We start from the raw sequence: 14,877 nt of genomic DNA on the forward strand, positions 1-14,877 counted from the left end.
CGAATCGGGCTCGGGCACTTATTTTTCGCAACCTTGAACTAGGGATCGCTCATGCTGCGCAAACTATCACTGGCTATAGCCGTGTCTTGGGCGACCAGCGCAATGGCTCTGGATACAACCGCCCCATTGTCCAGTCAAAACGGGTTGGTCAGCGTTTACCACGAAGCGGTAGACAACAACGCTGACCTGGCTGCAGCCCGCGCCAATTACGCGGCTCAAAAGGAAGTGGTGCCCCAGGCCCGCGCCGGTTTGCTGCCCAACCTGTCCGGCGGCGCCGAGTCGAGTAATGTGCGCACCGCCATCGACCAGCCTTCGTTGACGACCACCCGCAGCGCCGTGGTGTACCAGGCCACGCTGGCACAACCGATTTTCCGGATTGATCGCTGGTTCCAGTTGAAAGCCGCCGAGTCCATCAACGAGCAGGCCGCGCTGCAACTCTCGGCCACCGAGCAGAATTTGATCCTGCAGAGCGCCAACGCCTATTTCTCGGTGCTACGCGCCCAGGACACGCTGGCCGCGACCAAGGCCGAAGAAGCCGCCTTCAAGCGCCAACTGGACCAGTCCCGGGAGCGCTTTGACGTGGGCCTGTCGGACAAGACCGACGTGCTGCAATCCCAGGCCAGTTACGACACAGCACGGGCCAACCGGATGCTGGCTCAGCGTCAGGTAGAAGACGCCTTTGAATCCCTGGTCACCCTGACCAACCGCCAGTACAACGCGATTGAAGGCATGCGCCACACCTTGCCGATCCTGCCGCCGATGCCCAATGACGCCAAGTCCTGGGTCGACACGGCCGCACAGCAGAACCTCAACCTGCTGGCCAGCAATTACGCGGTCGATGCCGCCGAAGAAACCCTCAAGCAGCGCAAGGCTGGCCACGCGCCAACCCTCGATGCCGTCGCGCAGTACAAGACCGGGGACAACGACGCCTTTGGCTTGAGCAACCCCAATGCCCTTAACCAGCGGTATGGCGGCGACGTGTCGCAACGCAGCATTGGCGTGCAGTTGAACATCCCCATCTACAGCGGCGGCCTGACCAGCTCGCAAGTGCGTGAGTCGTACTCGCGCCTGGACCAGACCGAACAGCAGCGCGAAGCCTTGCGTCGCCAGGTGGTCGAAAACACCCGCAACCTGCACCGGGCGGTGAACACCGACGTTGAGCAGGTACAGGCGCGCAAACAGTCGATCATCTCCAACCAGAGTGCACTGGAAGCCACGGAAATCGGCTACCAGGTGGGCACGCGCAACATCGTCGACGTGCTCGACGCCCAGCGCCAGCTCTACAACTCGGTGCGTGACTACAACAACAGCCGTTATGACTACATCCTCGACAACCTGCGCCTCAAGCAGGCAGCGGGAACCTTGAACCCTGGCGACCTGGACGCACTGTCGCGCTACCTCAAGGCCGACTACAACCCGGACAAGGACTTCCTGCCGCCCGACCTGGCCAAAGCAGCCGAAGCCAACTTGCGCTCACCGGGCAATTAAGCCAGCCCCTCCCGCAGGGGGGGATTCACAGAACTATCCAGCTACCACCCCTCCTTGTGAGCACCAGAAGTTAATACGGCACCGGTCGTGTGACCTTCTGGCACTCTCAAGGAACCCCCTATGACAACGCCCCATCTCGCCCCTGCACAAAACGCCGTTCGGGAACAATTCGCCAACCCGCCCTCACTTGAATCTGTCACCCGGCAAATGCTCGCGGCGGCCATTGCCCAAGAGTACCCCACCCTCAAAATTGATCTGGCCCGCACCCGTCTGGCCGTCCCCCGGCCTCAAGGGGGCTGGGACTTGCAGCCATTCATGCCCAAGGTGCTGGATTACCTGGGCACAGGCGCCGAACTGGATCTAAGCCCGATCAACACGCAACCCTACTACCTGACCGATGACGCTCCCGACTGGCTCAAGCCCGAAGAGGGCGAGCTGGATATGCGCGTCATCGAGCGCCTGGTCAAAGAGCTGACCTGGCGCCTGCCCATTGGCCTGCAAAATGCTTTGAGCAACTTTTGGTCAGAACCGGCGGATACCGGCGTCAGCCGTTGGCAATGGCTCAGCGATGTGCTGAAAGACACCCTGCGCATCGGCGCCCTCCAGCAATCCGACCTGCCTCAGACAGCCCGTGAGGCCATCAACCAAGTGATCAACGCCCCCGAACTTGAAGAGCGTGTCCGTCAACACGCACAAAACGCTGTTCACGCTTACTGGCTCAAGGCCACGCTGGTGAATGCAGGCGAGACCCGCTCCGGGATGAGTTCACGAATCGTCTTGGTGACCCCGGAGCACATACTCGTGTGCAATGCCAACGGCAAGACCCTGACCTATCGAAATCAGGATTCATTGGGCCGGGGCTGGGCCCGAAAGATCAGCCGGTCCTTCAGCGTTGACGAAATCCGGCTTGAACAATATGAGCTCGACGGCAATGTATTCGACGCCGCCAGCGCTGCCCTCCTTAACCGGCAGCTGGAGAGTATTGGCTTGCTTGAACTGCCTTCCAGCGTCGGTTGGCAGGCGCTGGACAAGGTATACAGGCATATCACCGAGCCCTCCCGCTATTTTGTCGCCGCCCCTCAAGCCAATCTGCGCACCCTTGAAACCCTCAAGCAACACTTGCCCGACTGGCTGAAAAACGCGAGTGCTGCCGATCAGGCCCGCTTTCGCCAGTACAGCCTGACCTTGGCCGCGGCGAAAAAAAACAGCCAGGGCCGGACCTACCTGTCCGACATCAGTACGCTGCGTGCGTACGCCGCCGATGTGCTGCATCAAAAAATGCGCACCGATCAACTGCAATTTGAGCTGGACACGCCCGTACACGCGCTCAGCGAGCTGTTGAGCCCCGACGAAATCGAGCTGACCTTTCTGACAGTCGCCGGGGCTTATGGCACCTTGGGTGTCGTGGAGCCCGTGACCATGAGCCTGACCGACCTGGCCCTGAAAAACCTGATCGGTCGTCCCAAAGGCACGCTGAGCGTGCGCCACCATCTGGGTCTGGACCTTCCCCAGTGGCTGACGCCCGATTACATCACACGACGCGGCGGCCTGATTGAACAGGTCAACATCGGCAAAGCCTACCCCGAGCGCCTTGAAAGCTTGCTGCTGAGCAACACACCCGACGCCCAGGCGCGCGAAAAACTGTTCGCCGAGCACCTGCGCGCGCAACTGCCACTCCAAGCCCTGGAACTGTGCCTCAAGCAAGAAGGCTCCATGACCACCCTGGGCGCCAGTTATGTCGCTGCGGTGGTGCAAAATCGCGCCGCCGATCGCGTGGTCGAGGGCGCGCCAGTGGTGATCCGTCACCTGGCGCTGGTGCGACAGCCCGAAGCGGTGCCGGACATCGTCAACAACATGTTCATCATTGAACCCGCCAACGTTGAACATGGCCCGCATGTGCTGTACCGCCCGCTCTACGCCCCCTCCTTGCTGGAATTCAGCACCCGTGACGCCTTGCTGGACGCTATCGCCGAGCCCGGAGAGCTGCAAGCCAGCGTCATCACCTGGTTAAGTGACAGGGCCCGCCCGATCTACGACCACGGAGGTTTCAAGGAACCCCACTTTGTGCGTTTTGGCCTGGGTAGCGAATACGACCCCATTGAAGCGCCCAAGCCCGCGCTGCTGGCCGTTAACGGCATCAGCGACGAGTTGCTGCAATACCTGAACAACGGCCAATTGATGCAGTTCCTGTACGGCTGCAATGCCAGAGCTCTGGTGGAACAGGCCAACGCAGAATCGGTGACCAACAGTGAAAGCCGCTGGGCCGTGCTGCTGGAGGGTGGCGGTCTGATTTTCAACAGCCTGCTGATGCTGCCGGCGGTGCCGGCGCCCCTGATGGTGACGGGCGGGTTGCTGGGCCTGATGGGCCTGGCCAGCCAGACTATCCCTGCACTCGCAAGTAATGACCCGACCGTCCGGGAGCAGGCCGCCGCCGACATACTGCTCAACGTCGGGCTGTTGCTGCTTCACGAGGCTCCCGGTTCCCGCAGCGTACTCACGGCACTGCCCACCGGGCTGCGGACGCAAGCCATGCGCCCGTTTACAACCCTGCGCGTGCCGCAGGTCTGGCCCGAGCCAGCGCCGCCTCGCGTTATCTCCGGCAGCGTGGCGCTGCCCGGCCAATTGCCCAACGCAGAAAGCGCCGTGCTGGATTTAAGCTTCGCCAATGCCCGCAATCAACTGACACCCAGCCAGCGCGAACGGCTGGCCGGCTTCAAGGTGACGCGTCCCCCTGCGCTGCCGACCGCACACCCCGACGGCCCCCGCAAGGGGCTGTATTACCTCGACCGGACCTGGCATGCCTTGATCGACCAGAACCTGTACGCCGTCGATGTCGACCCCGAAGGCACGGCGGTCATCGTGTCCATCACCGATCCCCGCCACCCGGGCCCCAACCTGCAATCGGACCGCCATGGCAACTGGTCGCTTGATTTGCGATTACGCTTGCTGGGCGGTATGCCGCCCAAGCGCATCGCCGCCTTTCAACAACACAGGGCGCTGCGGATAACCCAGCTGGGCAATGATCTAAAAGATTTTTTCCCTCGGGAAATACCTCTGCAAAAAGCCGTTGAAATCACTCACATGGCCCTGAAAAGCGCTAGCGCAGACCCCCGTTTCACCGAGCAACAGCTGGCCAGCCTGCGCGAAAAACTGAGGACAGCCCTGCACGCCGAATTGAGCGCTTACCAGACACTGCTGGCCAGCAACCAGGAACGCATCGAGCTCAAGATCCCCTTTCACGAAAGCATCGTGGTGTCCTTGCTCGAAAAGTCCTTCGACAACCGCAGTTTTTCCATGGCCATTTCGGCAGGCGAGCAGAGCGCACTGATGCAAAAGTGGGCGCAGTTCACCACCCCGGGGCCCGGCCAAGAAGCGGCGGCTGAAGCCGATCGGGCAGGCTTCGCCCAGTTCATGCATGAGCAAGTGGCACTCAACCAGGCCACCATCGAACGCATAGAACAAAGAAACCACTACCTGGAAGAACTGTTCAACCTCAGCGAAGCCGGGGCCACCGTTGCCGGTAAACTGGCCCTGGAGATTCCCGCCGACGCGCACACCAGCCTGAGTCTCAAAAGCTTCAGCTGGACTGCCTGAAACTGTCCAGTTCCATGCCCTTGGCAGGCAGCATGGTAGAGGGCAGCCTGGACCTCACGATTGATCCGCTTAAAGAGCATGTACACACCCATAACCAGCTCAACCTTCTGGAGTTCGACGCCAGCAAGCGCCTCGAAATTCTGGGCAGTCTGGTGGAGTGCTACGGGCAGGCGCTGGATGCCTTGCAAGGAATTGGCATCGTTTACGGCGATGAACTAAACCTCGAATACTTCAACCAGCTATCTGCCCTGGTCACCGATCTTTACCAGGACGTCACCCGCCAACTGGCGGCCGAAATCAGGCCACCGGCTCAACCGCCAGCCAAGAAGCCACGCAAACGCACACCTTCGACTGCGGGCGTGAGACCCAAAAAAATGATCAGTGTGCGAGGCAAAGGCAAGTTGATTGGCGAGCTAAGACCCGCCGACAGCGAATGGCACAAGGAGGTCATTGAAGTCCGTTCTGACTACGACAAACACCTGCTCTCAACCTACTTGCAACATGGCGACGAATGGGTCGAAATCACGGCCGATCACCCCGCGCCAGCACCGCACACCCGACCTCTCAACGTCATCAAAGGCGATGCGCGCAAGCTGTTCAGCCAATTCGAAGGTCATCTGCGCAAGGCCGGGCAGTACAAGGCCCTGTCCCGTCACCCCCAGGAGGTCGAAGAACTGCTGACCCACGAAGCCCAAAAACTCGACAAACTGGCCACCGAAATGCACGTCGCCTTGCAAGCACAGCCAGACGACGCTCGCCTGCAGGACGATCAAACCCTGGTCGACAGGATGCGCAATGCGGCGCAGCAGATGGTGACTGAAGGCAAGGCCATGCGCATTCAGTTGAGCCTGGAACTGCCACCGACCCATGGCAACCTGCAGTACCTGATTGATCAGGAGCTGGTCCAGATTGCCGGTCTTGGCAGGCGCATCCAGTTAACGGGCGAGCGCCGGGACTTTATCCAGGAATATGCCATCAACGACCGTAGGGGTGAGGCGCTGTGGTATGCCCACTTTCACTATGCCGAGGCCGACACCTTGAAGCAGAACTATACCGTGGCTCATTTGAAGACCAAGGCACAACGCACGCTCAGCTATTGGTCGCAGCTGGCCAATGCAAAAAGCGGACAAGCCATTGTCAACGTCCACCGTGGCCAGATCGGCCGGCCACTGGCAGAACGCTGGTTTCTGCCAGTGGCCCAATAGGCTCAGCGCGCCATCAAGCGCGCCAGGCCGTCGAGCAATCGCTGCAAGGCGCCCTGATTGAGCTGCATGACTTTGAGGCCTGCCTCAGCCATGCGCTGTGCGTCTTGCGGCAACTCAAACAGGCGCTGCACGGCGAGGGCCAGACCTTGCGCATCCTCGACCTCTTCCAGGGCTGCGGCTTCGCGCAGCTTGGCGGCAATTTCGAGAAAGTTGAACAGATGCGGCCCGCTCAGCACGGGCTTGGCCAGCGCCGCCGGTTCCAGAAGGTTATGCCCGCCGTTGGGCACCAGGCTGCCACCGACAAAGGCGCTGTCTGCCAAGGCATACAAAAACAGCAATTCACCCATGGTGTCGCCCAGCAGCACTTGGGTTTGAGCCGCAACCGGCTCACCGCTTGAGCGGCGCACGGTGGCAAACCCTTCGCGCTGGCACAATTGGAATACCGAATTGAATCGTTCAGGATGACGCGGCACCAATATCAGCAGCCCATTGGGGTAACTGGCGAGCAATTGACGATGGGCCGACAACACGATCTCGTCTTCGCCCTCGTGGGTGCTGGCAGCAATCCACACCGGACGCTCTTGCGCCTGCCATTGCTCACGCAACGCTCGGGCTTTGATCAGTAGTTGAGGATCAATACTGAGGTCGAATTTGATCGAGCCGGTGACCTCAACGCATTCAGGGCGCGCGCCCAGGAGCCGAAAACGCTCAGCCTCGGCCTCGGTCTGCACGGCGATCAGGCTCATTTCTTCGAGCATGGGCCGGGTCAAGCCCGCAAACCGCGCATAGCCTTTGGCCGAACGTGCAGACAACCGGGCATTGGCCAGCGCCACCGGGATCCCGCGCTTGGCGCACTGGTGGATATGGTTGGGCCACAACTCGGTTTCCATGATCACGCCAAGCCTGGGCTTGACCCGATCCAGAAAGCGCGCCGCCGCCCACGGCAAATCGTAGGGCAGGTAGCAATGCTGAATGCGCGGCTCGTTTGCGAACAGCGCCTGGATCCGCTCGGATCCGGTCGGCGTCATGCAGGTCACGGTGATCGGCAACTGTGGATAACGCTTGAGCAGCTCGCGAATCATTGGCGCGGCGGCAATGCTCTCGCCTACAGATACCGCATGTACCCATATCCCGCCCGGCTGCATGACCGGCAGGTTCAAGGCAAAACGCTCGCCAATACGCCGGGCATAGGCTGGCGCCTTGCGCGCCCGCAGCCACAAACGAATCGCCACCAGCGGCAGCCCCAGATGAAACAGCAAGGTGTAGAGAGTTCTATTCATGGGCAGGGAGTTTACTTGAAAAAGTATTCACGATGATGGCACCGAATAGCCCCTTCCCTGTCGCAACCAGAACGCACTACACACTTTCACAACTACTAGAATGGCTAGCTGTTAAATTGCCCCGCACCACACTCAGGACTCCACCATGAACGCCTACTACTATCTGGCCATCGCCATTTGCGCCGAAGTGATTGCAACCGTCTCCATGAAAGCGATCAAGGGCTTCAGCACGCCATTGCCTCTGATTCTGGTGATTGCCGGCTACGCCACTGCGTTCTGGATGTTGACCCTGGTGGTTCGTACCATCCCGGTAGGCGTGGCTTACGCCGTGTGGGCAGGCATGGGCATCGTGATGGTGAGCATCGCGGCACTGTTTATCTACGGGCAAAAGCTCGATGTGCCTGCCATGCTCGGCATGGGCCTGATTGTGTTGGGGGTGGTTGTTATCCAGCTGTTTTCCAAAACCGCGGGGCACTGAAACAGCCCACCCTGTAGTCGCTGACGAGGAACGAAGGCTGCGAGCTCTTCCAGATCAAGAGCTCGCAGCCTTCGTTCCTCGTCAGCGACTACCCAGGCAAGTTGCGTCTGCCATAGAGTATTTACAGGTCAAGGCAGGTTGAAGATCAGACTGTATACTTGCGGTCTTTGTCTTTAAACGCTGAGGTCGCTCATGCCATCTGTTATTTCCACCGACGTGCTGATTGTCGGCGCTGGTGTTGCCGGCCTCTGGCTCAATGCCCGCCTGCGACGTCAGGGGTTTTCCACGATTGTGGTCGAACGTGAAAGCCTGGGCGGCGGTCAGAGCGTGAAATCTCAGGGCATCATTCATGGCGGCGCCAAGTACGCGTTGCATGGCGCCCTGACCGGTGCCTCTGAAGCCATCGCCGATATGCCCCGGCGCTGGCGTGAAGCCCTGGCCGGTGATGGCGAACTGGATCTGAGCGGCGTGCGCCTGCTCTCCGAAGCCCATTACCTGTGGTCACCCGGCACGCTGGCGGGCAACCTCACCAGCTTCTTTGCCAGCAAGGCCGTACGGGGCCGGGTCGATCAAGTCAAAGGCGACCAATTGCCCCCCGCCCTGCAAGACCCGCGCTTCAAGGGCAAGGTCTATCGCCTGGCGGAGCTGGTGGTCGATGTTCCCAGCCTGATCGAGCGTCTGGCCGAGTTGGCGGGCGACGGCTTGCTGGCCGGCCAGACCATTGAACCCCTGTTTGAAAACAACGAGCTGATCGGCCTGCGGGTCGACGGACGCGACATTCATGCCCAGCGCATTGTATTGAGCGCAGGTGCAGGCAATGCCGAGCTACTGGCCAGTGCCGGTATCAGTGTTCCAGCCCAGCAACTGCGTCCATTGCACATGGTGCTGGTCAAGGGTCCTAGCCTCAAACCGCTCTACGCCCATTGCCTGGGCGGTGGCCCCAAGCCGCGCATTACCGTCACCACCCACCCGGCCGCTGATGGTGAATGGGTATGGTACCTGGGCGGAGACATCGCCGAAGCCGATGGTGTTGCCCGCGAACCTGCCGAGCAAATCGCCGTTGCCAAAAAAGAGCTGGGCAATTTGCTGCCGTGGGTCGATCTGAGCCAGGCGCAATGGGCCACGTTGCGGGTCAACCGCGCCGAGCCTGCGCAGTCGGGCCTGGTGCGCCCGGACAACGCCTACCTGGCGGATCAAGGCCGCCTGTTGGTGGGTTGGCCTACCAAGCTGGCACTGGCACCTGACTTCTCGGATCGCGTGATCCAGGCACTGGAAAACGACGGTATCAAGCCGGGCAATGCCCCAGCCCTACCTGCGCTACCGCGCCCGCCTCTGGGCAAGACCGCCTGGGAGCAACTGTTGCCATGAGCCAGCCAACCCTGCACGAACTTCATCGACCGCTGGGCAGTACCGGCCTGCTGGTCTCGCCACTGGGCCTTGGCACCGTGAAGCTGGGCCGCGACCAGGGGGTCAAGTACCCCAGCGGTTTTCAGATACCGGGGGATGACGAAGCGCGAATGCTGCTCAAGCTCAGCCGTGACCTGGGCATCAACCTGATCGACACCGCGCCCGCCTACGGCCGCAGTGAAGAACGCCTGGGCCCGCTTTTGCGCGGCCAACGCCAGGACTGGGTGATTGTCAGCAAAGTGGGCGAAGAGTTCGTCAACGGCCAGTCGAGCCATGATTTCAGCGCAGCCCATACTCGGCGTTCGGTGGAGCGCAGCCTGCAACGTTTGGAAACGGATTTCATCGATCTGGTCCTGGTGCACTCTGACGGCAATGACCTTGCGATTCTCAATGAGTGCGAGGTCTACGAGACCCTTGCCGAACTGAAACGCGAAGGCAAGATTCGCGGCTTCGGCCTGTCGGGCAAAACCGTTGAAGGCGGGCTCAAGGCCCTGGAAACAGGCGATTGCGCGATGGTCACCTATAACCTCAATGAGCAGGCCGAGCTGCCTGTTATCGAATTCGCCGCGGCCCACGGCAAAGCCATTCTGGTCAAAAAAGCATTGGCCAGCGGGCATGTTTGCTTGAGTCCGGGGGTTGATCCGGTACGCGCCAGCTTCGAACTGGTATTTGGCCATCACGGAGTTGCCAGTGCTATTGTCGGCACCATCAATCCGCTGCACCTGGCCCATAACGTGGCGACGGTTGCGCAGGTACTGCGTAAAACCTGAAGCTGGCTATGTGGTCGACCCCGACGCAAGAAGGAGCCAAGATGCCGCGCATGCTGATCCGCAAGAACCCCAGCGACTTCAAAACCCTGCCGTTGTATGTCGAAGCCACACCTGAGGGGCTGAGCTATCAAAGCGTCGGCATGCCGCTGAACTTCACGCAAACCCTGCAAAAACGCCGACCGGTGAAAGTGGCCAACAATGAGCGCTTTTCCCTGGAACTGGCAAACCTTGGGGTATCGGTGCGCTTGACCTTGCATTGGCAAGGCCGCGACTACTGGGTATTGGTGCGCCAGCGCAGACAGGATCGGGGCGATGTGGTGCTCAAGCTGATTTCAGGCTATGTGCCAGCCCATGAGGTCAACCTGCCCCTGCATACGGCGATCCAGGAAATTGCCGAAGAGTGCTTGCTGGAAACCCCCGAAGGCTGGCTCAGCGGGCGCTTCAACGAAACGTGGCTACCGGCCCCCTATGCAGCCGCCCTGCATTACCGTGAAGCCCTGCCCTTTCGCCTGACGCCACTGTCTGGAGCTGCGCGGCCCGTACGCTGTGGCAGCCAGCCCCTGCTGGAACGACCACGGGCCTACGTGCATTTACCGACGGCGTCACTGCAACTGATTTACGACCTGCGCCTGGAGGTCCCCAAGGAAGCCAAGTCCCTGAGCCTGTTTCATGTCGACGAGCGACTGGAAGGCGATCAACTGGTCGCGCGCCTGGACCGCAAGCACCCGGACCTGTACTTGATCCCGCTGACCGATGGCCAGCCCTGCGCCGAGCTGTACACCCTCACCAAAGACCAATTGCACCCTGCCAGTACCCGGGGCGTGCGTCTGGCCGAGAGCTTTGCGCCTCAGGACGGTTGGGTGGTACACGACGAGCGGATTCACTGGAAGGATTGGGTCAAGCAGCAAGGCTTGAGCCCGCCGACACCGGAGTCCAGGCTCAAGCGCCTGACCGGCAGGGCGCGGCAGATATTCAGAAAGGTCGTGAAGAAGGTTTAAACCCGGAGCAATGCACGTGTGGGAGCGGCCTTGCTCGCGATACAGTCGACGCGGTCTTCAGAAAAACCGGGGCGATCTTATCGCGAGCAAGCCCGCTCCCACATTGCATCCGCTTGATCGTTACTGACCGCGAATCTTCTCGACAATCGCCGTGGTCGAGCTGTTTTCAACCAGCCCCAGCACTTTGACCGTACCGCCATAAGCCGCCACGATATCGGCACCGACCACTTGATCGATCCCGTAATCACCGCCCTTGACCAGTACATCCGGCTTGACCTGGGCCAGCAGGTTCTCTGGAGTCGCTTCAGGGAAGCTGATCACCCAGTCCACCGCGCCCAAACCCGCCAATACGGCCATACGCCGGTCAACGCTGTTGATCGGGCGACCAGGGCCTTTGAGGCGACTCACTGAAGCGTCATCGTTGACCGCAACGATCAGGCGATCGCCCTGGGCCCGCGCTTGCTCCAGGTAGGTCACATGACCGGCATGGAGGATGTCGAAGCAACCATTGGTGAAGACGATTTTCTCGTTATGTGCCCGTGCATCTTCGATGGCCTGTAACAGCTGATCGAGGCTCAGAACACCACGTTCAGAACCTTCGGAGCGCTGAATCGCCCGGCGCAGTTCCGGCGCACTGATGGCTGCCGTACCCAGCTTGCCGACAACAATACCGGCCGCCAGATTGGCCAGCGCCACGGCGTGGGGCAGTTCTTCACCGGCAGCAATGGCGGCGGCCAGGGTCGAAATAACGGTATCGCCAGCACCTGTAACGTCAAACACTTCACGTGCCCGAGCGGGCAAGTGCATGGCTGCAAAGCCCGGACGCAACAAGGTCATGCCATGCTCGCCACGGGTCACCAGCAAGGCCCCCAGATCCAGATCAGCCATCAGCTTGGCGCCTTTGGCCACCAGGTCAGCCTCATCGGTGCAGCCACCGACAATGGCTTCGAACTCGCTGAGATTGGGCGTGATCAGGCTTGCACCACGGTAGATAGAGAAGTCCTTGCCCTTGGGGTCAGCCAGAACCGGAATACCTTTGGCCCGCGCAGCCTGGATCAACACCTGATGGTTTTTCAGGGCGCCTTTGCCGTAGTCGGACAGCACCAGCACCTTGATGCCTTCGAGCAGGTTTTCAACTTCGGCGCCCAACGCCAGGGCGTCAGTGGCGAACGGTTCTTCGAAGTCGATACGCAGCAGTTGCTGGTGACGGCTCATGACCCGTAGCTTGACGATGGTCGGCTGGTGCGCGATTCGCTGGAACAATGCACGAACACCGGCGCCTTCAAGCCGATTGGCCAGGCTGTCGGCGGCTTCATCGTCGCCGGTCACACCGACCAATGAGGCAGGCGCACCCAGTGCGGCAATGTTGAGCGCAACGTTGGCAGCGCCGCCCGGGCGGTCTTCGATTTGCTCGACCTTGACCACCGGCACCGGCGCCTCAGGCGAAATCCGTGAGGTCCCGCCATGCCAATAACGGTCGAGCATGACATCGCCTACCACCAAGACAGGGGCTTGATCGAATCGCGGCATGGACAACTTCATGGAGATCCCACATACAAAATGAACAGGGGCGCGATATTAACACAGGGTGAACGCAGGTCCGTTCACGGTATTAATCGCAGCGAATGAGAATCAGGCAGAGCGAGCGCGTTGTGTCGCCGCTACCGAAGACTCCGGCAGCGGCGACACCCTGCTAGGCGATATCGCCCGAGGTTTGAGGCGCATCAAGGCCCATCGAGTGAAGGCGCGCGTAGTAGCCGTTTTGCGCCATCAGCTCGGCATGGGTACCGCGCTCGACAATCTGGCCCTGATCCATGACCAGGATCAGATCGGCTTTCTCGATGGTCGTCAGGCGGTGAGCGATCACCAGCGTGGTACGGCCTTTCATCACGTGGTCGAGTGCTGCCTGGATATGGCGCTCAGACTCGGTATCCAGCGCCGAGGTGGCTTCATCCAGAATCAACAATGGCGCATTCTTGAGCAACGCCCGGGCAATGGCCAGACGCTGGCGCTGACCGCCGGAAAGCAGCACGCCGTTCTCGCCGACCTGAGTGTCCAGGCCTTGTGGCAATTGCTCGATAAAGTCCATCGCATAGGCATCACGCGCCGCTTTTTCGATATCGGCACGGGGGGCACCCGCCAAATCGCCATAGGCAATGTTGTTGGCCACGGTGTCGCTGAACAGGGTCACATGCTGAGTTACCTGGGCAATATGACGGCGCAGGTTAAGCAGGCGGTAGTCCTCGATATCAACACCATCGAGCAGAATTTCGCCCGACGTGTGGTGATAGAAACGCGGAATCAGGTTCGCCAGTGTTGACTTGCCGCTACCGGAACGCCCCACAAGCGCCACCATCTGCCCTGGTTCGGCCGTGAAGGTCACGTCCTTGAGCACCTGACGATCGGTGTCCGGGTAGGTGAAGTTCAGGTTACGCACTTCAAGACGACCGCTGACGTGGTCGCGCTCAACAGTGCCGGTGTCGACTTCAGGCTGCTCATCCAGTTGCTCAAAGATGCTTTCAGCACCGGCCACACCCTTCTGGATCGTCGAGCTGACTTCAGACAGCTGGCGAATCGGCTTGGGCAACAAACCGGCCAGGGTGATGTAGGCAATCATGTCGCCCGCCGAAGAGTCGCCGCGCAGGTAAAGCACCAGGAACATCAGGACGCCCATGGCCACGTAGATGACCAGTTGCAGCATCGGGGTATAAATCGCCCCGGTACGGGTCATGCGCAGTTGCTTGTCAGTGTTGCTCTGACTGGCTTCCAGAAAGCGCTTTTGCTCGTAGGCTTCACCGCCAAAACTGCGTACAACGCGATAACCCTGGATAGTTTCCGAGGCGACGTGCGTCACGTCACCCATCGCTACCTGGATCTTCTTGCTTTGCTTGCGGAATTTTTTGCTGGCCGTGCTCACCATGACGGCAATCAGCGGCAGGATCGCAACCATCACCAGCGTCAGGCGCCAGTTCATCCACAACAACGAGCCAAACAGGAACACAACGGTCATGCCTTCACGGATGACGACCTTGATCGCATCGGTGGCAGCGCCGGTGACCATGGTCACGTTGAAGGTGATACGGGAGATCAGGTGGCCCGAGTTGTGCTTGTCAAAGTAGCGATTGGGCAGTACCAGCAGGTTATTGAACAGCTGAACCCGCAAGTCATGCACCAGGCCCAGAGACACCTTGGCCAGGAAGTAGTTACCCAGGAAGGAACCCAGGCCCTGCCAGGCGGCGATCAATACGATCAGTATCGGCACGACCTGCAACAGGCGCAGATCACGCAAATAGGGAATAGTGGGGAACAGCACTGCATCCGGATTGGACAGGCCATCGACGAAATACTTGAGGATGTAACCAAGCATTGGCTGGGTCGAAGCGAAAATAAGAAACCCGAGGATACTCAGCAGGAAAAGGCCGACATAAGGCCGGACATAGCTGAGCAGGCGCAGATATATCTTCAAGCTCGATTCGCTTGTGCTGGGGCTGGATTCGGTCATATCACGCGGCGGTTAGTCAAAAAGGATGCTGACTTTATCACAGCTTCTCTGGTGTACTGACTGCCGCTTGAGCCCCAGCCTCCCAGGGCAGTAAAAACGACACTTCAGGGCCAGTACGCTAGTATGGCCGTCCAAAACCTGGAATGAACCTTTCA

10 protein-coding genes are annotated in these 14,877 nt (G+C 60.1%); 7 read left to right on the forward strand and 3 right to left on the reverse strand.

The annotated features are described in order from the left end of the window. Positions 1-51: 51 nt before the first annotated feature. The 3 genes from AACY07_RS11170 (at position 52) to AACY07_RS11180 (ending at position 6,287) form a co-directional block, all read left to right on the forward strand. Positions 52-1,488 carry a TolC family outer membrane protein gene (locus tag AACY07_RS11170; RefSeq protein WP_133076668.1) on the forward strand — a complete coding sequence of 479 codons (1,437 nt, stop codon included), beginning with the start codon at positions 52-54 and terminating at the stop codon, positions 1,486-1,488. 120 nt (positions 1,489-1,608) lie between these two features. Beyond that, on the forward strand, positions 1,609-5,082 hold the full coding sequence (locus AACY07_RS11175; RefSeq protein WP_339474825.1) for a dermonecrotic toxin domain-containing protein: 3,474 nt from the start codon (positions 1,609-1,611) through the stop codon (positions 5,080-5,082). 14 nt (positions 5,083-5,096) lie between these two features. Then, positions 5,097-6,287, forward strand: coding sequence for a hypothetical protein (locus tag AACY07_RS11180; protein WP_339474826.1), 1,191 nt, complete (start codon positions 5,097-5,099; stop codon positions 6,285-6,287). Positions 6,288-6,289: 2 nt separating this feature from the next. Here AACY07_RS11180 and waaA read toward each other — a convergent pair whose 3' ends face one another. Next, positions 6,290-7,567: a lipid IV(A) 3-deoxy-D-manno-octulosonic acid transferase gene (gene waaA, locus AACY07_RS11185; protein ID WP_326427505.1), complete on the reverse strand. Its 1,278-nt coding sequence runs from the start codon at positions 7,565-7,567 to the stop codon at positions 6,290-6,292. 145 nt (positions 7,568-7,712) lie between these two features. Between waaA and AACY07_RS11190 the strand changes: the two genes are divergently transcribed. From AACY07_RS11190 to AACY07_RS11205, 4 genes are all read left to right on the forward strand, one after another. Further along, positions 7,713-8,045, forward strand: coding sequence for a DMT family transporter (locus AACY07_RS11190; protein ID WP_094991926.1), 333 nt, complete (start codon positions 7,713-7,715; stop codon positions 8,043-8,045). Positions 8,046-8,237: 192 nt separating this feature from the next. Then, positions 8,238-9,413, forward strand: coding sequence for an NAD(P)/FAD-dependent oxidoreductase (locus AACY07_RS11195; protein ID WP_133076671.1), 1,176 nt, complete (start codon positions 8,238-8,240; stop codon positions 9,411-9,413). Continuing rightward, positions 9,410-10,222, forward strand: coding sequence for an aldo/keto reductase (locus AACY07_RS11200; protein WP_133076672.1), 813 nt, complete (start codon positions 9,410-9,412; stop codon positions 10,220-10,222). The genes AACY07_RS11195 and AACY07_RS11200 overlap by 4 nt, the downstream gene beginning before the upstream one ends. A 41-nt stretch (positions 10,223-10,263) precedes the next feature. After that, positions 10,264-11,220, forward strand: coding sequence for a metal ABC transporter ATPase (locus AACY07_RS11205; RefSeq protein ID WP_339474829.1), 957 nt, complete (start codon positions 10,264-10,266; stop codon positions 11,218-11,220). Between the two features lie 120 nt (positions 11,221-11,340). Here the strand turns inward: AACY07_RS11205 and hldE are convergent, their stop codons facing one another. Continuing rightward, positions 11,341-12,762 carry a bifunctional D-glycero-beta-D-manno-heptose-7-phosphate kinase/D-glycero-beta-D-manno-heptose 1-phosphate adenylyltransferase HldE gene (hldE, locus tag AACY07_RS11210; RefSeq protein ID WP_339474831.1) on the reverse strand — a complete coding sequence of 474 codons (1,422 nt, stop codon included), beginning with the start codon at positions 12,760-12,762 and terminating at the stop codon, positions 11,341-11,343. Positions 12,763-12,913: 151 nt separating this feature from the next. Then, positions 12,914-14,722: a lipid A export permease/ATP-binding protein MsbA gene (msbA, locus tag AACY07_RS11215; RefSeq protein ID WP_339474833.1), complete on the reverse strand. Its 1,809-nt coding sequence runs from the start codon at positions 14,720-14,722 to the stop codon at positions 12,914-12,916. Positions 14,723-14,877: the final 155 nt, after the last annotated feature.

The sequence above is a fragment of the Pseudomonas sp. RL_5y_Pfl2_69 genome (assembly GCF_963970465.1).
Taxonomy (GTDB): domain Bacteria; phylum Pseudomonadota; class Gammaproteobacteria; order Pseudomonadales; family Pseudomonadaceae; genus Aquipseudomonas.

What these genes read in the sequence shown, in the direction of transcription:
- AACY07_RS11175 (WP_339474825.1), top strand. Translation starts at nt 1,609, where the DNA reads ATGACAACGCCCCATCTCGCCCCTGCACAAAACGCCGTTCGGGAACAA.
- AACY07_RS11170 (WP_133076668.1), top strand. Translation starts at nt 52, where the DNA reads ATGCTGCGCAAACTATCACTGGCTATAGCCGTGTCTTGGGCGACCAGC.
- AACY07_RS11195 (WP_133076671.1), top strand. Translation starts at nt 8,238, where the DNA reads ATGCCATCTGTTATTTCCACCGACGTGCTGATTGTCGGCGCTGGTGTT.
- AACY07_RS11190 (WP_094991926.1), top strand. Translation starts at nt 7,713, where the DNA reads ATGAACGCCTACTACTATCTGGCCATCGCCATTTGCGCCGAAGTGATT.
- msbA (WP_339474833.1), bottom strand. Translation starts at nt 14,722, where the DNA reads ATGACCGAATCCAGCCCCAGCACAAGCGAATCGAGCTTGAAGATATAT.
- AACY07_RS11205 (WP_339474829.1), top strand. Translation starts at nt 10,264, where the DNA reads ATGCCGCGCATGCTGATCCGCAAGAACCCCAGCGACTTCAAAACCCTG.
- hldE (WP_339474831.1), bottom strand. Translation starts at nt 12,762, where the DNA reads ATGAAGTTGTCCATGCCGCGATTCGATCAAGCCCCTGTCTTGGTGGTA.
- AACY07_RS11200 (WP_133076672.1), top strand. Translation starts at nt 9,410, where the DNA reads ATGAGCCAGCCAACCCTGCACGAACTTCATCGACCGCTGGGCAGTACC.
- waaA (WP_326427505.1), bottom strand. Translation starts at nt 7,567, where the DNA reads ATGAATAGAACTCTCTACACCTTGCTGTTTCATCTGGGGCTGCCGCTG.
- AACY07_RS11180 (WP_339474826.1), top strand. Translation starts at nt 5,097, where the DNA reads ATGCCCTTGGCAGGCAGCATGGTAGAGGGCAGCCTGGACCTCACGATT.